Source organism: Pseudonocardia sp. ICBG162 (assembly GCF_020496225.1).
In the GTDB taxonomy this organism is placed as follows: Bacteria; Actinomycetota; Actinomycetes; order Mycobacteriales; family Pseudonocardiaceae; genus Pseudonocardia; species Pseudonocardia alni.
In genome coordinates, this window is record NZ_JAHLJD010000031.1 from 1,370,854 (window position 1) to 1,389,273 (window position 18,420).

An 18,420-nucleotide genomic window follows, 5' to 3' on the forward strand; every position below is an offset into this window, starting at 1 on the left:
CTAGGCAACGCGCCCGGCCGGTGGGCACGGGTCCTCCGGTCGCTCCGTACCGCTCGACCGCTGATCGACGGCGGGGCGACCGGGTGACGCCACGGCCGAGGGCGGCTCGTCGACCCCCCTTCGAGCCACCTCCTCGTTACCATCGCCACATGTCCACCTCCCGCGGCCGCTCCTCGGCAGGGCGCGGCGCGGAACCCGGCCGTGAGGGCCGGAGCACACGCGCCGGCCGTGCCGGGCGCGCCGACCGGTCCCCGGACCGCCGTCGCCGGCTGCGCACGGTGGACGAGACGTCCGCCGGTGGGCTCGTCGTGCACCCCGAGACCGGCGCCGCCGCGCTGATCGGCCGGCTGGACCGCCGGGGCCGGCTGCTGTGGTCGCTGCCCAAGGGCCACATCGAGGCCGGTGAGACCGCGGAGCAGGCCGCGGTGCGCGAGGTGCAGGAGGAGACCGGCATCATCGGTGAGGTGCTGGCTCCCCTGGGCACCATCGACTTCTGGTTCGTCGCCGAGGACCGGCGCGTCCACAAGACGGTCCACCACTACCTGATGCGCGCGCTCGGCGGCGAGCTCTGCGACGAGGACGTCGAGGTCTCCGAGGTGGCCTGGGTCCCGCTCGACGAGCTCGAGGGCCGCCTCGCCTACGCCGACGAGCGCCGGCTGATCCGGCATGCGGCCAACCTGCTGGAGGAGACGGCGTGAGCCGGGTCGCGGCCCTGGTCGCGATCGTGCTCACCGCGGTGGTGGCGCTGTTCCTGCCCGCGGCGTTCCCGGCGGGCGCCCCGCAGGCCGCCGCCCGGGATCGCCCGGCACAGCAACCGGCCCAGCAGCCCGTCGCCCCGGTCCGGCTCGACGTCGGCACGATGACCCCGCGGGTGGTGACCTCGGCGGGGCCGGGCGAGCTGGTCGTCACCGGGACCGTCACCAACACCGGACCGGGGATCGTCGACGACCTGGCCGTCCGGGTGCAGCGCGGGCCGGTGCTCGCCGGCGAGGCGGGGCTGCGGACCGCGCTGGCCGGGGAGGCCGCGGTCGACGACGCGACGCCGCCGTTCGCCGACCTCGGTCCGCTCGCGCCGGGCGCGTCGGTCCCGTTCCGCTACGCCGTCCCGCTCACCGGACCCCCGCAGTCGACGCTGGCGCTGCCCGGCCCGGGCACCTACCCGCTGCTGGTGAACCTCAACGGGACCGTCGACGGCACGCCGTCGCGGCTGGCCGGGGTCCGCACGATGCTGCCGGTGTCGTCGCTGCCGGGGGCCGCGCCGCCGTCGTCGCCGGTCGCCGCCGCACCGGTGACGATGCTGTACCCGATCACCGACGCCCCGCGCCGGGTCCCGCCGCTGCCCGGCGAGCCGCCGCTGCTGACCGACGACGACCTCGCGACCTCCTTCGCCGACGGCGGCCGGCTGCGCGGCCTCGTCGAGGCGCTGGGCTCGGCCGCGCCCGCCGGGTCCCCGACCCGGGCCGCGCTCTGCCTGGCGATCGACCCCGAGCTCGTCGCCACCGCGGCCGCCATGCGCGACGGCTACGGCGTCGTCACCGGCCCCGACGAGTCCGTGCCCGGCCGCGGCGCGGAGGCGGCGGGCCAGTGGCTCGCGGCGCTGACCGCCGCCGCGCGCGGGACCTGCGTGATCGCGCTGCCGCCGTCGGACGCCGACCTGGTCGCCCTGGTCCGCGGCGGCCAGGCCGACCTCGCCCGGACCGCGCTGGACCGCGGCCGCCGGACCCTGTCCACCGAGCTGGGGACCACGGTCCTCGACGGCGTCGTGTGGCCCGCCGACGGCGTCGTCGACGAGGCGACGCTGGACGCCCTCGGTGGCGGGACCCGGCTGCTGCTCTCCGCCGACGGGGTGACCGGCACGGCGGCCTCCGGCCGGGTGCGCGTGGGCGGCTCCGACGGCACCGGCCGCGACGGCGACGACTCCGCGCTGCTCACCGACCCGCTGCTCACCGAGGCCGCGAGCGGACCCGCGGGCGTCGAGGTGCAGCAGGGGGACGTGGGCGGGCTCGCCGGCCAGGACCTCGCCGGGGCGCTCGCGTTCCGGGCCGGGGACGCCGGCGGCCCGCTGGTCGTCGCGCCGCCGCACCGCTGGGCCGCGGACGGGCCGGCCGCCGCCGGGGTGCTGACCGCCCTGACCTCGCTGATCGACGACGGCCGGATCGCCCCGACCGGCCTGTCCACCCTCATCGGCGGCGACGTGCAGGCGGGCGGGACACAGCTGTTCTACCCGCCGCAGGCCGGCGGCGCGGAGATCCCGGGGACGGTCGTGTCCGGGGTGGCCGACCAGGTCCGGACGATCGAGGCGCTGCGGGCCGCGGCCGAGGCCCGCACCGGGGTCGGGGCCAGCCCCGCCGACGTGTTCGACCCGCTGGTGACCGGCACGCTGCGGGCGGTGTCGTCGTGGTGGCGGGGCGACCCGGCCCGCGCCGAGCGGGAGGAGACCGTCGTCGCCGACCGGATCGCCGAGATCCGCGCGTCGGTGCGTGTGGTGGAGCCGCCCAGCCCGTACTCGCTCGGGACCAGCGACGCACCGCTGCTGATCACCGTCGCCAACGGGCTGCCGGTGACGATGAACGTGCGGGTGGTGCTGTCGAGCACCACCGGGCTGCGGGTCGCCCCGATCGAGGTGCAGGCGGTCCCGCCGCGCGGCCGCGTCCAGGTGCGGGTCAGCGCCCAGGTCACCCGCTCCGGGGTGTTCAGCGTCGACGCGGGCCTGCTCACCCCCGACGGCGTCGCGCTCGGCCCGGACACCCGGCTACGGGTGCGGTCGACGGTCTACGGGACGGTCACGGTCTGGCTGACCGCGGTCGCCGGCGGTGTCCTCGTGGTCCTGGTGGTCCGGCGGGTGCTGCGCCGGCTGCGTCCGGCCGCCGCACCCGGCCCGGCCGGTGGCCCCGGCCCCGGTCCCGGGCCCGACACGCCCCCGGACGTCCCCGTGCCACCGGGACCGGCGCCGTCCGGACGCGCCCACGGCTCCTGAGGCCCGGGGAGCGATCGGGGGAGACAAGGAACACCGCCGTCGTTCGCCGTCCGGTATTGACCGCTCGTCGCATCACAGGTGCTTCTCGGCGAATCCGGAGGACCGGGAGGCAAACCGATCGGCCCCCGTCTCCGAAGACAGGGGAGACGGGTCCGGGGGCGTGTTCTCGGCTCGTCCACATCCGACCGAGTGCCGTAGGCTGACGCCGGACACGACACCGAGCGCCAGGGGAGGGCGAGGCCGTTGAGCGGGCAGATCGGCGAGCGCACTGCCCGGACCGGCCCCCACCCCGTCGAGGACGACGCGGCCCCCCGTCCGCACCCGTCGCTCGACCCCACCGACGCCACGGCGACCGCCGACGCGCCCGGGACCGCCGGGGTACCCGCCGACGAGCAGCCGACGGCCGCCGTGCCCGCGGTGCCGGCCCAGGCCCGGCCCACCGAGCGCATCCCGCCCGTCCGCGAGACCGCGGGCACCACCGCGGGCTCGCCGCTCACCGAGCGCTACGTGCTCCGCCAGCGGATCGGGTCCGACCCGGCCGCCGGGGCGGAGTTCTGGCGCGCCGAGGACACCGTGCTGCGCCGCCCGGTCGGCGTCACGCTGCTGCGCAGGCTCCCCGCCGACGACCGGTCCGACGACCCGGAGGGCACCGCGCGCGCCGGCGAGATGATCGTGCGTGCCCTGCGCTCGGGCTGCTTCGAGCACTCCGGCAGCGCCCGGCTGCTCGACGTACTGGCCCCGGGCACGCACGGCCTGCCGGCCGACGTGCTGGGCGCCGCCGTCGCCGAGTGGGTGCCCGGACGTTCGCTGGCCGAGACCGTCGCCGAGGGCCCGGTCCGCGCGCAGCGGGCCGCCAAGGCCGTCGAGACCCTGTCGGCCGCCGCCACCGAGGCCCACCAGCAGGGCCTGGTGCTCGGCTGCGACCACCCGCAGCGCGTCCGGATCACCCCGGACGGCCGCGCCATGCTCGCCTTCCTGCTCCCGCGCCCGTCGGTGTCCGCCGCCGACGACGTCCGCGGGCTCGGCGGGATCCTCTACTGCCTGCTCACCCGGCGCTGGCCGCTGTCGGTGTCCGACGCCGCCCGCGCCGGGCTCGTCGCCGCCGACCGCACGCCCGCGGGCCGGCTGCGGCCCGCGTCGCAGCTGCGGCCCGGTGTGCCGCTGGAGCTGGACACGCTGTGCAGCGGCGCGCTCGGCCAGGGCGACGGCGTCAGCCGGGTGCACACCGCGGCGGCGATGCACCGGATGCTGGCCGACGTCGTCGCCGAGGACGCCGACCAGGCCTTCTTCCCGCCGGTGCACGACGGCGCCCCCGCCGAGCCCGACGACGTGTGGCAGGACTCCGACCGGCTGCCCGACACCCGCAACGACCCCCGGCGCCGCCGCAACCTGCGGATCGGTCTCGGGGTGCTCGCCGTCGGCGTGCTGATCGTGCTCGGGTACGTCGCCGTGCAGCTGGGCATGCTGTTCGGTGGCGGCGGCGCCCCGCCGGTGGTCGTCCCGCCCGCGGCGAGCGCCCCGGTGCAGCAGCAGGTACCCGCTGCGCAGGCCCCGGCCGCGTCGTCCGGGACGGGTACCGCGGTGCCGGACGTGTCGGCGACGGTGTTCGACCCGGTCGGCGACGCGGACAACGCCGGCACCGTCGGCAACGTCGTCGACGGCGACCCCTCCACCGTGTGGACGACGAGCCGCTACTTCCAGCCCTTCCCGGCGCTCAAGCCCGGGATCGGCGTGCTGGCCTCGTTCGACGCCGCCGAGCCGCTCACCGGGCTCACCATCGACTCGCCGACCGCGGGCGCGGTGGTCGAGGTCCGCTCGGCCCCGTCGGCCGAGCCGACGCTGGCGGAGACGACGCTGCTCGACACCGTCACCCTGTCCTCGGGACGGACGACGGTCGGGCTCGACCCGGGCCGCCCCACCCAGCACGTGCTCCTGTGGATCACGAACCTCGGGCCGAACAACCAGACCCAGATCGACGACATCGGGTTCCGCCGCACCGCACCCTGAGCCGCCCCGTTCGCGATCGCGACGGATCGGCCCGGCAACGCCCGTGAGCACCCCCCGGCGCTGCCTACCGTGCGCGGGTGACGACCGTCGACCGGATCCCGGACCGGGCCCCGCCCGACCTGGACGAGATGTTCCGAAGGTACGCCGACCGGCTCTGGTCGGTGGCCCTGCGGATGCTCGGCGACCGGATCGAGGCCGAGGACGCGGTGCAGGAGGCGTTCCTGTCCGCGCTCCGCTCGCCCGGGTTCCGCGGTGACGCCGCGACGGGGACGTGGCTGCACCGGATCCTCGTGAACGACTGCGTCGACCGGCTCCGCGCGGCCGGGCGGCGACGGGACCGGCTGCGGGCCCTGGAGACGGTCGTCGCGGCCCGGGACCACGCGGGCGGGCTCGTGGTGCGGCTCGCCGTCTCCGACGCGCTGGCCCTGCTGCCCGTGGACCAGCGGGCCGCGCTGGTGCTCGTGGACGGGCTCGGCTACGGCGTCACGGAGGCGGCGGAGATGCTGGCGGTAGCGCCGGGGACGGTGAAGAGCCGCCGGGCCCGTGCGCGGGCCCGGCTGGCCCCCGTACTGCGGGAGGACGAGGCATGAGCAGTTCTCACCGACCCGACGACAACTCGTTGAACGTCACTCGTCGGAACGACGACAACCCCCGGACACCTGCATCGTGTCATGTCGACGAGGAACAGTTCGCCGAGGTCGGGGCGCGGGTGGCCCGGGAGCTCGGTCCGGTGGCGATGCCGGACGACGTGGCGGCGCGGATGCGGGCGCGGCTCGCCGCGGAGGTGGCGCGAGCGGCTCCCGGACCGGAGCGGGGCGGGACTCCGGCGGCCGACGGCCCGCCGCCGGGCCGCCGCACCCCGTGGCGCGCGCTCGCCCTCGCCGCGGCGGCACTCGTCGTCGCCGGGATCGGGGTCGCCGCCCTCGTGCCCACCGCACCGGTCGTCGTCCCGGTCGCCGGGACCGCCCCGGAGGAGCTCCGGTCCGCCGCCGCCGGCGCGGCCGTCCCCGTCGGCGCGCTCGACGACCCCGCCCGGGTCCGCGCCTGCCTCACCGCCGCCGGCGACCCGCGACCGGACGCTCCGTTCCTGACGGCCCGCCCGCACTCCGTCGACGGCCGCCCGGCGGTCCTGCTCGTCCTCGGCGGGCCGGAACGGGGCCGCTACCGCCTCGTCGCCGTACCGCCGGACTGCGGGCCGGGCTCCGCGCGGGTGCTCGCCGAGACCACCACCGGCTGACCCGGCAGGGCACCGGCGACTCCCGGGTCACGCGGCCCACGTCCCACGGCACCGACGAGCGGGAATGCCCCTGTCTAGGATCGCGTTCGAGCCATACGGCAGCCACGACGCAGGAGCCGGCCACCCGGGCCGGCACCCGCAGGCCCCGTCATCGCGCCCGTCGCCCGGGCGCGCCAGGAGGGATCGGTACCGGTGACCACCGACGACACGGTGCACAACCTGATCATCATCGGGTCCGGGCCGGCCGGCTACACCGCTGCGGTGTACGCCGCGCGGGCCCAGCTCGCCCCGCTCGTGTTCGAGGGCAGCCAGTTCGGCGGCGCCCTGATGACCACGACCGAGGTGGAGAACTACCCGGGCTTCACCGAGGGGATCATGGGCCCCGAGCTCATGCAGCAGATGCGTGGCCAGGCGGAGCGCTTCGGCGCGGACCTGCGCCCGCAGGACGTCGACGAGGTGAAGCTCGACGGCGACGTCAAGGAGGTGCGGGTCGGCAAGGAGACCTTCCGGGCCCGCGCCGTGATCCTCGCGATGGGTGCCGCCCCGCGCTACCTGCACGTCCCCGGCGAGCAGGAGCTCCTCGGCCGCGGCGTCAGCTCGTGCGCCACCTGCGACGGCTTCTTCTTCCGCGACCAGAACATCGCCGTCATCGGCGGCGGCGACTCGGCTATGGAGGAGGCCACGTTCCTCACCCGCTTCGCCGAGACCGTCACGGTCATCCACCGTCGCGACGAGTTCCGCGCCTCGAAGATCATGTACGAGCGGGCGCAGAACGACCCGAAGATGCGCTGGCGCACCAACTCCGAGGTCACCGAGGTGACCGGCGAGGGCTCGGTGAAGCAGCTGCAGCTGCGCGACACCGTGACCGGTGAGACCAGCACGCTCGACGTGACCGGCATGTTCGTCGCGATCGGCCACGACCCGCGCAGCGCGCTGGTGGCGGGCCAGGTCGACGTCGACGACGAGGGCTACGTGCAGGTGGACGGACGTACCACCTACACGAACGTCCCGGGCGTCTTCGCCTGTGGCGACCTCGTCGACCACACCTACCGCCAGGCGATCACCGCCGCGGGCTCCGGCTGCTCGGCCGCGATCGACGCCGAGCGCTGGCTGGCCGGCCACGAGGTCAGCTCCGAGCTGGCCGGCGGCGGCTACGGCTCGGAGGAGACCGCCCCGGCGGCCGCCGTCGCCGACGCCGCGCACTGACCGCCCACCGGCACCCGACAGACCCGCATCCGCGACCGAAGGAGAACCCCATGGGCAACAACACCGTCGACGTCACCAGCAGCTCGTTCGACCAGGACGTCCTGAAGAGCGACAAGCCCGTCCTGGTCGACTTCTGGGCCACCTGGTGCGGCCCGTGCAAGATGGTCGCCCCGGTGCTCGACGAGATCGCCGGCGAGAACTCCGAGAAGCTGACCGTCGCCAAGCTCGACATTGACGCCAACCCGGAGGTCGCCCGCGACTACCAGGTCATGTCGGTCCCCACGATGATCCTGTTCTCCGGCGGCAAGCCGGTGAAGCAGATCGTGGGCGCGAAGCCGAAGGCGGCGCTCCTCGCCGATCTTGCCGACCACATCTGATCACTGTCCGTGCGCTGCATAGCGCACGGAGATAACGCTGCGTGTCCCGGTTGATCACAACCGGGACACGCGCGTATCCGCCCCGCTGCACTCCTCCGGGGGCGGGGCAGGGCACAATGAGTCCGGCACGCGTCCGGTCACCGGGCGAAACCGACCGATCACGGGCGTCGCACGGCGCCTCACGACTGCGAGCGAGGGGTGCATGCAGCTGCTCCGGCGCGGGGACTGCGGTCCGGCCGTACGCGAGATCCGGACGACGCTGGGACAGCTCGGTCTGCTCCCGGCGGTTCCGCCGGGCTCGCGCGCCCAGGACATGTTCGACGACGGCGTGGACCGCGCCGTCCGCATGTTCCAGCAGGGCCGTGGCCTGATCACCGACGGCATCGTCGGCCCGGACACCGCCCGTGCGCTGCGGGAGGCGGGCTGGAGCCTGGGCGACCGGATGCTGTCGTTCACGCTCTCCACCCCCACCACCGGCGACGACGTCGCCCACCTGCAGGAACGCCTGCTCGAGCTCGGGTACAACCCGGGCCGGCCGAGCGGGCTGTTCGACCAGCAGACCGAGCAGGCCCTGATCCGCTTCCAGCGTGACTACGGCATGACCCCCGACGGTGTCTGCGGCCCGGAGACGCTGCGCGCGCTGCGCCAGCTCGGCCGCAAGGTCACCGGCGGGCGTCCGCACCTCATGCGCGAGCAGGAGCTGCTGCGCCGGGCCGGCCCGCGGATGCGCGGCAAGCGCATCGTCATCGACCCGGGGCACGGCGGGCACGACCGCGGTGTCGACGTCGGCGGGGTCACCGAGGCCGACCTGATGTGGGACCTCGCCCGCCGGGTCGTCGGCCGCATGTCGGCCACCGGCATGGAGGCCCTGCTCTCCCGCCCGGAGAACGGCAACCCGCCGGACACCGAGCGCGCACAGTTCGCCAACGACGTCGGCGCCGACATGGTCGTGTCGCTGCACACCGACGCGAGCTTCAGCCCGCACGCGCAGGGTCTGGCGACCTACTACTTCGGCAACGGGTCGGGCACCACGTCGAACGTCGGCGAGGCGCTCGCCGGGCTGATCCAGCGCGAGCTGCTCACCCGGACCTCGATGCTCGACTGCCGCAGCCAGACGTGCACCTGGGAGCTCGTGCGCCGGACCCGGATGCCGGCCGTCCGCGTCGAGGTCGGGTACCTGACCCACCTCGGGGACCGCCGCAAGCTGCTCGACCCGGGCTTCCGCGACGTCGTCGCCGAGGGCATTCTCGTCGCCGTCAAGCGGCTGTACCTGCTCGGACAGGACGACCAGCCCACCGGCACGTTCACCTTCAACGACGTGCTGGCCCGCGAGTACGCGAGGGACGAGATCCGGGCCGTCTGAGGCCCGTCACGACCCGCAGTGCCCCGCCCGGCCCCCTTACCCGGGGCCGGGCCACCGAGGCCGTCCACGGCCCGCTCAGAGCGCCCTCAGATCGTCCCTGCGGGCGGCACGAACGAGAGCTGGCAGGACCCCGCGCGGGCCGGTGTCGCCGTCGGGCGCGGCGCCGCGGTCTGCATCGGGATGGTCACCGTGTTGAACAGCTGTTCGAGCGCGGCCTCGACGTCGGACTTCCACTCCAGCCCCGAGCGCAGCTCCATCCGCAGCCGCGGCCAGCGGTGGTGCGGGCGGACGGTCTTGAAACCGACCGAGCGGAGGAAGTCCGCCGGGACGACGCAGTCGGACTCGGTGCCGGGACGGGCGTCGCCGAACGCCTCCACGGCCTTCACCCCGCGCCGGGTCAGGTCCTTCACGACGGCCTGGGCGAGCGCCCGGCCCAGTCCCTCGCCGGCGAACTCCGGGGCCACCTGCATCGTGGTCAGCAGGACGGCGTCGGCGCTGACCGGTCCGGTCGGCATCTCGGTGGCACGGGGGACCGACGCCGGCGGCGCGAACAGCACGTACCCCGCGGGGGCACCGCCGACGTAGACGACCCGGCCGCAGGAGCCCCACTCGAGGAGCACCTCGGACAGCCAGGCCTCCTTCTCCAGGTCGGTCGTGCCGTACCCCTCGGCCTGGTCGGCGAGCTGGGGCGAGAGCTCCCAGTAGACGCAGTTCCGACACCGCTTCGGCAGATCGCCGAGGTTGTCGAGGTTGAGCGCGGCAACGTGCCAGGACACGGAATCCGACCTCCGGATGTCGTCGTCGCGCGATGCACGCGCTGCTGCGCGGCCCGGCCCGTCCGGGGCGTGGTCCCGACCCCGGCGCCGGAGCAGCCGTCCCCCTGGCCGCCCCGGGTCCGGTGACCCCGCGCAGCCCGAGACTAGGTGGATTCTCGCGATCCCGTCACCCCGAGAGGGCCCACCGGTACGAACGTCACGACGAAGGGCGGGCCGATCACCCGTCGCGGTTACACTCGGCGAGCCTTTTCCCCTCGCAGAGGAGCACGCGATGACCCTGCCCGACCGCCCGCAGCAGCCCGACGTCCGCCGTTCCGCGGCCGCGGCGGCCGCGCAGGCAGCGGCGGCAGGGGAGGGGGCCGTGGTCCCGCTCGCCCCCACCGAGCGCTTCGCGACCCGCACCGCCGGGATGACGGCGTCGGAGATCCGGGCGCTGTTCGCCGTCGCGAGCCGTCCCGAGGTCGTCTCGCTGGCCGGTGGCATGCCGAACCTGGCGGCGCTGCCGCTGCAGTCCCTCGCCCGTGAGGTGGCCGAGCTCGTCGACGTGGACGGCATGTCCGCGCTGCAGTACGGCTCCGCCCAGGGTGTCCCGCAGCTGCGCGAGCAGATCTGCGAGGTCATGCGGGAGGAGGGCATCGAGGCCGACCCGAACGACGTCGTCGTCACCGTCGGCTCGCAGATGGCCCTCGACCTGCTGACCCGGATCTTCGTCGACCCGGGCGACGTCGTCCTGGCCGAGGGACCGTCCTACGTCGGCGCGCTGGGCAGCTTCGCCGCCTACCAGGCGCGGGTCGTGCACGTCGCGATGGACGAGCACGGACTGGTCCCGGAGCTGCTGCACGAGGCGCTGGAGTCGCTGGCGCGGCAGGGGATCGTCCCGAAGTTCCTGTACACGATCCCGAACTTCCACAACCCGGCCGGCGTGACGCTGGCGCACGAGCGGCGCCCGCGGATCCTGGAGCTGTGCCGCCGCTACGGCGTGATGGTCGTCGAGGACAACCCCTACGGGATGCTCGGGTTCGACGGCGAGGTGCACCCGGCGCTGCGCTCGTACGACCCGGACGTGCTGTACCTGGGGTCGTTCTCGAAGACGTTCGCATCGGGGCTGCGGGTCGGCTGGGCGCTGGTGCCGCCGCTGGTGCGGGACCGGCTGGTGCTGGCCGCGGAGTCGGCGACGCTGTGCCCGCCGTCGTTCACGCAGATGCTGGTGTCGCTCTACCTGTCGCACCACGACTGGCGCAGCCAGATCAAGACGTTCAGCGAGAACTACCGCGAGCGTCGCGACGCGATGCTCGCCGCGCTGGAGACGTACCTGCCCGAGGGCTGCACCTGGAACGTCCCCGACGGCGGGTTCTTCGTGTGGCTGACCGTGCCGGAGGGCGTCGACACGAAGGCGATGCTGCCCCGCGCGGTCACCGCGCGGGTCGCGTACGCGTCCGGTACCGGCTTCTACGCCGACGGGTTCGGCAGCCGGCAGCTGCGGCTGTCGTTCTGCTTCCCGACGCCCGAGCGCATCACCGAGGGCGTGCGGCGGCTGGCGGCGGTGCTGGAGGCCGAGATGGAGGTCGTGCGGACGTTCGGGACACCGGTCCGCCCCGAGCTGACCCGGGGCACCCAGAGCCCGTCACCGGACACGACCTGACGCCGTCCGACGACGGCGATGTTTCACGTGGAACGCCCCGGACCGGCTCCCGGTCCGGGGCGTTCCCGTTCATGGCGCAGAATGCCCGCGTGAGCGATCGAACGGTGGCCGTGCTGGCCGGAGGCCTGTCCCACGAGCGTGAGGTGTCCCTGCGATCCGGTCGTCGACTGGCGGGTGCGCTGCGCGCGAACGGTGTCGACGTCCGCGAGTGGGACGTCGACGCGCGCCTGCTGGAGCGGCTCTCGACCGACCGGCCGGACGCGGTCGCCGTCGCGCTGCACGGGGGCGAGGGGGAGAACGGTGCCGTGCAGCAGGTGCTGGAGCTGCTGGGCATCCCGTTCGTCGGGACGCCGTCCGGGGCGTGCCGGCGGGCGTGGGACAAGCCGAGCGTGAAGACCGAGCTCGTCCGCGCGGGCCTGTCGACGCCGGACTGGGTCGCGCTGCCGCACTCGACCTTCCGTGAGCTGGGCGCACAGGGCGTGCTCGGTGCGATCGTCGAGCGCCTGGGCCTGCCGCTGGTACTGAAGCCGGACCAGGGCGGCTCGGCGCTCGGTGTGCAGGTGGTCCGGAACGCGGCGGACCTGCCGGCCGCGATGGTCAGCTGCTTCGCCTACGCCGAGACGGTCCTCGTCGAGCGGTTCGTCGCCGGGACCGAGGTCGCGGTGTCGGTCGTCCACGACGGCGAGGAGCCCCGCGCGCTGCCGCCGGTGGAGGTGGAGGTGCCGTCCGGGTTCTACGACTACACGTCCCGCTACACGCCAGGTGCGGCCACGTTCCACTGCCCGGCGCGGCTGCCGTCGGACGTGCTGGACGCGCTGGCCGACACCGCCCTGGCCGCACACCGGCTGCTGGGGATGCGCGACGTGTCGCGCACCGACGCGATCGTCGACGCCGACGGTCACGTGCACGTCCTGGAGATGAACGTGTCGCCGGGCCTGACCGACACCTCGCTGCTCCCGACCGCGGTGGCCGCGGACGGTTCCGACCTCGCGACGGTCTACCTGGCGCTCGTCGAGCGCGCGGCGGCCCGACAGGGCTGAGCGATGTTCCACGTGGAACCACAGCGGTGTGGTTCCACGTGGAACATCAGCCGAGCACGCCGCCGCACGGCTCGGACGCCCGCCACAGCTCCAGGAGCGGGCTCATCCCGTCCCCGAGACCTGGCTGCTGCGGGACCATCGCGAAGCAGGCGACGAGCTGCACGAGCCGGGCCGCCACGCAGAGGGCGAGCAGCTCGGCGTCGACGGGGCGGTCGGCCGCCCGCTCGTACGCGGCGACGACCTCGGGACCGGCGAAGGTCAGGTCCCACTCGACCGGTCCGACGCAGACGTGCTCGAGGTCGGCGTCGTACGGACCGTCCGGGGTCCGCAGTACGTTGTACGCCGGCGAGTCCCCGTGCACCGGCTGCGGTCGTGTGTTGGGGAACCGGTCGGCGCAGCCCGCCTCGTCGCCGAGCACCGGGAGGATCGTCGCCCACTCCCGCAGCGCGCGGTCGCGGTCGGTGGGGGAGACGTGGGTTGTGTCTTGCCGCAGCGCGTCGAGCATCGCCGCGACGGAGTCGTCGAGTGGGTGCATCCAGTCCAGCTCGACCGGACACGGTCGCAGCGCGGCGTGCAGCCGGGCGACCGTCGCGCCGCTCGCACCGGCGTCGGGCGGGCCGTCCGGGACGACGGTCAGGCGCTCCCAGAAGGTGAGGGACAGGTCCCCGGCGGCGACGGGTCGCTCCGGGCGCGCGGGCCGGACCACGGGGTGTCCCGCGTCCGACGCCCACCGGCAGACCGCGATCTCGCGCCGCTGCTGCGCCGCCTGCGCCGCCGGGTCGAGGCCGGGCGGGAGGACGGTGGGGACACGCACCACGACCGGCTCCGGCTCCAGCGCGACGACGACCGAGAACAGGTCGTGCAGGACGCGGGGCGTGCCGGGGCGGTAGCCGTGGTCCCGCGCGGCGGACACCGCGGTGTCGACGGCGCGGTCGGCGCGAGCGGCGAGCTCGGCGTCGGTGAGCACCAGGCCATCCTCGGGCATCGCGGTGTTCCACGTGAAACACGCGCGCGACGCCGGGCCGGATCGGTCGGGTCGGAGCTGCTCGGCGTGCGCCCGGGTCTTCGCAGTGGGTCGCCTTGTAGTGCCCCACTCCGCCATACCTCGACCGTTCCGATCGGCACCCCGCGCCGTCCGGTCCTGCACTGCCCGGTCCTGCACTGCGGGTCCTGCACTGTGCGGTCCGCGCCCCGGTCTCGCGCCCCGGTCTCGCGCCCCTGGAGTCGTGCCGCCGGGCCGAGAGCTCCCAGGGCTGAGCACTCGCAGGCTGTTGGGAGCTCCCGGACAGTGCTCCTGGGCCGAGCGCTCCTGGGCCGGGCGCCGGTGGTCCGGGCATCGGTGGACCAGGCGCCGTGGGCCGGAGGCCAGTGGCAGGGTTCAACGCAACGGCACGCGCGATCGTCCCGGATGCCGACCGCCGCACACCGGGTCGACGCGCCCGGGGCGGCCGTCCCCGACACCGTCGGCGGGATGAGTCGTCGACCCGGTCGTCGTGTCCGTGCGGCACGTACCGGGTCGCGGCGCGGCGGTCCGCAGCGTGGGCGGACCACCCAGGGGTTGCGACCCCCGTCCCGGGGCTGGGCCCGTGCACCGCGGGGGAGGACCGCACCCCCCGATCGGCACCGACAGACCGGACGCGCCATCAGAGCCGGACAGTGCCACCGGGCCGGGCAGTGCCGCCAGGCCGAGCCATGCCACCAAACCGAGCCGCGCCACCCGTCCGAGCAGCACCACCGGACCGGACCGCACCATCGAGCCGAGTCGTCTCCCCGGGCCCGACAGTGCCACCAGGTCGAGCCGCGTACACCGCTACCCCGCGTCCGGAGGCCGGGACCGGGACCGGGACGAAGCCTGCGAACCGACTCGCACCTGCAGACCGGACCCCAGGTCGCGGGGGGACAGCAGTACCGAGACACAGCACCCCGGATCTCCCACGGGACCCTGAGCCTCCCGCAGGCCGCCTCAGCCACGACCGAGCCCGACCCCTCGACCCGGAGCACCCCGGCGCCCGCCACGGCCGCCCAACGATGTTCCACGTGAAACAGCGACGCCGTCCCGACCACGCCCCGGACCGACACCGCCGGAGAGAGCCGCGACCCCCAGGCACACACGGACCGCAGAACCCCGGGACAGGACGCCCCCGCCCCACTCGCCGGCCGAGCCCGATCGACGACCACTCCGCACGACCGTCGCCGGGGACCCACCACGAGCCGAAGTACGCGCGCCCACCATCGACGCCGCTGTGTTCAGACGGACGTACGACTGATCAGGCAGTGTCCTGACCAGTACGCTCCCGGCAAGGATGGACAGGCCAAGAAAAGCGACGAATCGGGCAGCTCGACCGGCTCAGCGGACCCACACGTCTCCTGAGACCCACCCCGGCCTTCCCACCTGCCGGGCACACTTCGGAAGCGCCAGAAGCCGTCTCAGCGCGCCCTCAGAAGCCCTCCACCGCGCCCCACCCCGCAGCCACCCCCGTACCCGGACAGACCGACGGCTGCCGTCCACGGGGACGACGGCCGTCGGTGAGGGGGAGTGGTGTCCGGTCAGTCGCGCTCGCTGATCCCCATCAGCCCGGTGATCCGGTCGAGATCCTCGACCGACCCGAACTCCACGACGATGCGGCCCTTGCGCTGACCCATCTCGACCTTCACCCGGGTGTCGAACATGTCGGCCAGCCGGTCGGCGCGCTCGACGAACTCCGGGCGCTGATCGCCGCGACGGCGGACCCTGCGTTCCCGCGGCGGACCCTCCTGCCGCGCGAGCACGACGGCCTCCTCGGTCGCGCGGACCGACATGCCCTCCGCGACGATCCGGGTGGCGAGGTCCTCCTGCTGCCCGGCGTCCTCGAGGCCGAGCAGGGCGCGCGCCTGCCCGGCGGACAGCACGCCTGCGGCGACCCGACGCTGCACCGACACCGGCAGCTTCAGCAGCCGGATCATGTTGGTGACGACGGGCCGGCTGCGGCCGAGCCGGTCGGCGAGCTCGGAGTGCGTGACGCCGAACTCGGCGAGCAGCTGCTCGTAGGCGGCCGCCTCCTCGAGGGGGTTGAGCTGGACGCGGTGGATGTTCTCCAGGAGCGCGTCGCGGAGCATCACGTCGTCGGCGGTGTGCCGGACGATCGCGGGCAGCGTCTCCAGCCCGGCGCGCTGGGCCGCGCGCCACCGGCGCTCGCCCATGATCAGCTCGTAGTCGACACCGGCCCGTCGGACCACGATCGGCTGCAGCAGCCCGAACTCACGGATCGAGTGCTCCAGCTCGGCGAGCTGGTCGTCGTCGAACTGGGTCCGCGGCTGCTTGGGGTTGGGCACGATCCGCCGCAGCGGGATCTCGCGGTACTCCGCGCCGCCGTCGACGACCGGGGTCTCGGGGTCGTGGTCGTCGCGCCGGACGGCCGGGGCCGGGCGGTGCAGGGGTGCGCCGGGTCCGTTGTTCCCGGGCCGGTCACCGGACTCCGACGGGCCGGTGGGGATGAGCGCGGCGAGACCGCGGCCCAGTCCACCCTTGCGCTCGGCCATCTCAGCGACCGTCCGGGCGGTAGGCGCCGCTCGCCCCGTGCTCGGCGATCTCCCGGGCCGCGTCGATGTAGCTCATCGCGCCGCGGGAGCCGGGGTCGTAGGCGAGCACGGTCTGGCTGTAACCGGGGGCCTCGGAGACCTTCACGCTGCGCGGGATGACCGTGCGCAGCGCCGTCGGGCCGAAGTGCTGGCGGACCTCGGAGGTGACCTGGTCGGCGAGCTTGGTGCGGCCGTCGTACATGGTCAGCAGGATGGTCGACACGTGCAGCGAGGTGTTCAGGTGCGACCGGACGAGGTCGATGTTGGACAGCAGCTGCCCGAGCCCCTCCAGCGCGTAGTACTCGCACTGGATCGGGATGAGCACCTCGGACGCCGCGACGAGCGCGTTGACCGTCAGCAGCCCCAGCGAGGGCGGGCAGTCGATGAGCACGTAGTCGACGTCGAGCCGGGACAGCGTCTCGTCGTTCAGCGCCTGGGCCAGCCGGGACTCCCGGGCGACCATGCTGACGAGCTCGATCTCGGCGCCGGCCAGGTCGATCGTGGCGGGCAGGCAGAGCAGGTTCGGCGACGCGGTGCTGACCGCGACGGCCTCCTCGAGGGGGATCTCGCCGAGCATCACCTCGTACACCGACGGCGTGCCGGTGCGGTGCTCGACGCCGAGTGCGGTGGACGCGTTGCCCTGCGGGTCGAGGTCGATCACCAGCACCCGGATGCCGTGCAGGGCCAGGCCCGCGGCGAGGTTGACCGTGCTGGTCGTCTTCCCGACCCCACCCTTCTGGTTCGCGACGCCCATGATGCGGCGCGCGGCCGGGCGGGGCATGCCGTGCCGGTCGGGGTGCAGGACGCGTGCGGCCCGCTCGGCCTCGTCCGCGATGGGGGTCCATCCGGCACTCATGCGCGACCCTCGCTTCCTGGACGGTTCGTGCCCGGTCGGTGTTTCACGTGAAACGGCGCTCCGGCACCCATCATCGCCGTTCCTTCCTCCGGTTGCGGCGGGGCGCGCCGGTCCGCGGGATCTCGACCACCGTGGTCAGCGGATCGACCACACCGGCTCCGGTCTCGTGGATCCGGGGCTCGCCCCCTCCGAGCGCACGGACCGCCGCGGCGTCGCGGGCGATCTCGTCCGGGGCGGAGGCGCCCTTCAGCACCAGCATCGCACCCCCTTGCCGCAGCAGGGGCAGGCAGATGCCCGCGAGCCGGGCCAGCGGTCCGACGGCCCGGGCAGTGACGACGTCGGCCCCCTCCCATCGTCGCAGAACGGGCTTCTCCTCGGCACGCCCCCGTTCGACGACGATGTCCAGGCCGAGGTCGCCCAGCACCTCGTCCAGCCACTCCACCCGGCGGGCCAGCGGCTCGATCAGCACGATCCGCAGGTCGGGCCGGGCCAGGGCGAGCGGGATCCCGGGGAGCCCGGCGCCGGAGCCGACGTCGGCGACCCGGGCGTCGGCGGGCACGACCTCACCGAGGACCGCGCAGTTCAGCACGTGCCGGTCCCACAGCCGGTCCCGCTCGCGCGGGCCGATCAGCCCGCGCTCGATCCCGGAGGTCGCGAGGTACTCGACATAGCGGACGGCCAGCCCGGTCCGGTCGCCGAAGACCTTCTCCGCGACCTCCGGGGTCGGGATGGGGGAGGTGGTCACTTCTTGTGGACCACGACCTGGCGACGCGGCTCCTCGCCCTCGCTCTCGGAGACGACGCCCTTCACGGTGGCGACGGCGTCGTGCACGACCTTGCGCTCGAACGGCGTCATCGGTCGCAGCCGCGCGGACTCGCCGCTGGCCTTGACCTCCTGGGCGGTCTCCAGACCGAGCTCGGTGAGCTCGTCGCGGCGGTGCCGCCGCCAGCCCGCGATGTCGAGCATCAGCCGGCTGCGGCTGCCCAGCTGCTGCTGGACGGCCAGGCGGGCCAGCTCCTGCAAGCTCTCCAGCACCGAGCCCTTGTCGCCGACGAGCTTCTGCAGGTCGGCGTCGTCCTCGGCGCCCTCGATGCTGACGATGGCGCGGCCGCCCTCGACGTCGAGGTCGATGTCGCCGTCGTAGTCCAGGATGTCCAGCAGGCGCTCCAGGTAGTCACCTGCGACGTCGCCCTCCTGGATCAGCAGGCTCTCGCCGGACGGCTTGTCCTGCACGTCCGGACCCTCGGCGGGCTCCTTGGCGGTGGTGGGCACGCGCAACTCCTCTCGTCAACGGTTCGCGGTCCGTCGCGCCCGGGCCCGCGCGGCGGTGGGGTCCGCCGGGGCCGGCGGGGCGCGCCGGGGTCTGTCGGGGTGGTGCGGT

Annotated in this window: 16 protein-coding genes; 10 read left to right on the forward strand and 6 right to left on the reverse strand. The window is 74.7% G+C overall.

The features are described 5' to 3' along the window. Positions 1-149: 149 nt before the first annotated feature. From KPL60_RS31415 to KPL60_RS31450, 8 genes are all read left to right on the forward strand, one after another. A complete protein-coding gene (locus tag KPL60_RS31415) occupies positions 150-698 on the forward strand; it encodes an NUDIX hydrolase (RefSeq protein ID WP_226368037.1) in 549 nt (182 codons plus the stop codon). Then, complete coding sequence (locus tag KPL60_RS31420; protein WP_226368038.1) at positions 695-2,977, forward strand: DUF6049 family protein; 2,283 nt, start codon at positions 695-697, stop codon at positions 2,975-2,977. The genes KPL60_RS31415 and KPL60_RS31420 overlap by 4 nt, the downstream gene beginning before the upstream one ends. A 243-nt stretch (positions 2,978-3,220) precedes the next feature. Then, positions 3,221-4,984 (forward strand): protein kinase family protein, encoded by a 1,764-nt coding sequence (locus tag KPL60_RS31425; RefSeq protein WP_226368039.1) that lies wholly within the window; start codon positions 3,221-3,223, stop codon positions 4,982-4,984. A 77-nt stretch (positions 4,985-5,061) separates the two neighbouring features. Then, entirely contained in the window at positions 5,062-5,574 is a 513-nt protein-coding gene (locus KPL60_RS31430) for a sigma-70 family RNA polymerase sigma factor (RefSeq protein ID WP_226368040.1), read from the forward strand. Beyond that, positions 5,571-6,221: a hypothetical protein gene (locus tag KPL60_RS31435; RefSeq protein WP_226368041.1), complete on the forward strand. Its 651-nt coding sequence runs from the start codon at positions 5,571-5,573 to the stop codon at positions 6,219-6,221. The genes KPL60_RS31430 and KPL60_RS31435 overlap by 4 nt, the downstream gene beginning before the upstream one ends. A gap of 192 nt (positions 6,222-6,413) precedes the next feature. Then, positions 6,414-7,427 (forward strand): thioredoxin-disulfide reductase, encoded by a 1,014-nt coding sequence (gene trxB / locus KPL60_RS31440; RefSeq protein ID WP_073573701.1) that lies wholly within the window; start codon positions 6,414-6,416, stop codon positions 7,425-7,427. Between the two features lie 50 nt (positions 7,428-7,477). Then, a complete protein-coding gene (gene trxA / locus KPL60_RS31445) occupies positions 7,478-7,804 on the forward strand; it encodes a thioredoxin (protein ID WP_020622767.1) in 327 nt (108 codons plus the stop codon). A 202-nt stretch (positions 7,805-8,006) separates the two neighbouring features. Further along, positions 8,007-9,167, forward strand: a complete 1,161-nt coding sequence (locus KPL60_RS31450) for an N-acetylmuramoyl-L-alanine amidase (protein WP_073573702.1) — start codon at positions 8,007-8,009, stop codon at positions 9,165-9,167. Between the two features lie 86 nt (positions 9,168-9,253). Here KPL60_RS31450 and KPL60_RS31455 read toward each other — a convergent pair whose 3' ends face one another. Continuing rightward, entirely contained in the window at positions 9,254-9,943 is a 690-nt protein-coding gene (locus tag KPL60_RS31455; RefSeq protein ID WP_224401046.1) for a GNAT family N-acetyltransferase, read from the reverse strand. 271 nt (positions 9,944-10,214) lie between these two features. On the opposite strand from KPL60_RS31455, the gene KPL60_RS31460 reads away from it, so the two are divergent. Then, the gene (locus KPL60_RS31460; protein WP_226368042.1) at positions 10,215-11,585 is read left to right on the forward strand and encodes a PLP-dependent aminotransferase family protein; all 1,371 of its coding nucleotides are present in this window, start codon (positions 10,215-10,217) and stop codon (positions 11,583-11,585) included. Between the two features lie 89 nt (positions 11,586-11,674). Beyond that, the gene (locus tag KPL60_RS31465; RefSeq protein ID WP_062399020.1) at positions 11,675-12,625 is read left to right on the forward strand and encodes a D-alanine--D-alanine ligase; all 951 of its coding nucleotides are present in this window, start codon (positions 11,675-11,677) and stop codon (positions 12,623-12,625) included. 46 nt (positions 12,626-12,671) lie between these two features. Here KPL60_RS31465 and KPL60_RS31470 read toward each other — a convergent pair whose 3' ends face one another. From KPL60_RS31470 to KPL60_RS31490, 5 genes are all read right to left on the reverse strand, one after another. Further along, on the reverse strand, positions 12,672-13,610 hold the full coding sequence (locus KPL60_RS31470) for a phosphotransferase (protein WP_226368043.1): 939 nt from the start codon (positions 13,608-13,610) through the stop codon (positions 12,672-12,674). 1,562 nt (positions 13,611-15,172) lie between these two features. Further along, positions 15,173-16,144 (reverse strand): ParB/RepB/Spo0J family partition protein, encoded by a 972-nt coding sequence (locus KPL60_RS31475; protein WP_226368044.1) that lies wholly within the window; start codon positions 16,142-16,144, stop codon positions 15,173-15,175. A 1-nt stretch (position 16,145) separates the two neighbouring features. Next, entirely contained in the window at positions 16,146-17,039 is an 894-nt protein-coding gene (locus tag KPL60_RS31480; RefSeq protein WP_060713924.1) for a ParA family protein, read from the reverse strand. A 70-nt stretch (positions 17,040-17,109) separates the two neighbouring features. Next, positions 17,110-17,784 (reverse strand): 16S rRNA (guanine(527)-N(7))-methyltransferase RsmG, encoded by a 675-nt coding sequence (rsmG, locus tag KPL60_RS31485; RefSeq protein WP_226368045.1) that lies wholly within the window; start codon positions 17,782-17,784, stop codon positions 17,110-17,112. Continuing rightward, complete coding sequence (locus KPL60_RS31490) at positions 17,781-18,272, reverse strand: R3H domain-containing nucleic acid-binding protein (RefSeq protein WP_145983423.1); 492 nt, start codon at positions 18,270-18,272, stop codon at positions 17,781-17,783. Before KPL60_RS31490 ends, rsmG begins: the two co-directional genes overlap by 4 nt. Positions 18,273-18,420 lie beyond the last annotated feature (148 nt).

Coding starts and splice junctions, on each gene's coding strand:
- KPL60_RS31415 (WP_226368037.1), top strand. CDS start 150: ATGTCCACCTCCCGCGGCCGCTCCTCGGCAGGGCGCGGCGCGGAACCC.
- KPL60_RS31470 (WP_226368043.1), bottom strand. CDS start 13,610: ATGCCCGAGGATGGCCTGGTGCTCACCGACGCCGAGCTCGCCGCTCGC.
- KPL60_RS31460 (WP_226368042.1), top strand. CDS start 10,215: ATGACCCTGCCCGACCGCCCGCAGCAGCCCGACGTCCGCCGTTCCGCG.
- KPL60_RS31450 (WP_073573702.1), top strand. CDS start 8,007: ATGCAGCTGCTCCGGCGCGGGGACTGCGGTCCGGCCGTACGCGAGATC.
- KPL60_RS31480 (WP_060713924.1), bottom strand. CDS start 17,039: ATGAGTGCCGGATGGACCCCCATCGCGGACGAGGCCGAGCGGGCCGCA.
- KPL60_RS31475 (WP_226368044.1), bottom strand. CDS start 16,144: ATGGCCGAGCGCAAGGGTGGACTGGGCCGCGGTCTCGCCGCGCTCATC.
- KPL60_RS31435 (WP_226368041.1), top strand. CDS start 5,571: ATGAGCAGTTCTCACCGACCCGACGACAACTCGTTGAACGTCACTCGT.
- trxA (WP_020622767.1), top strand. CDS start 7,478: ATGGGCAACAACACCGTCGACGTCACCAGCAGCTCGTTCGACCAGGAC.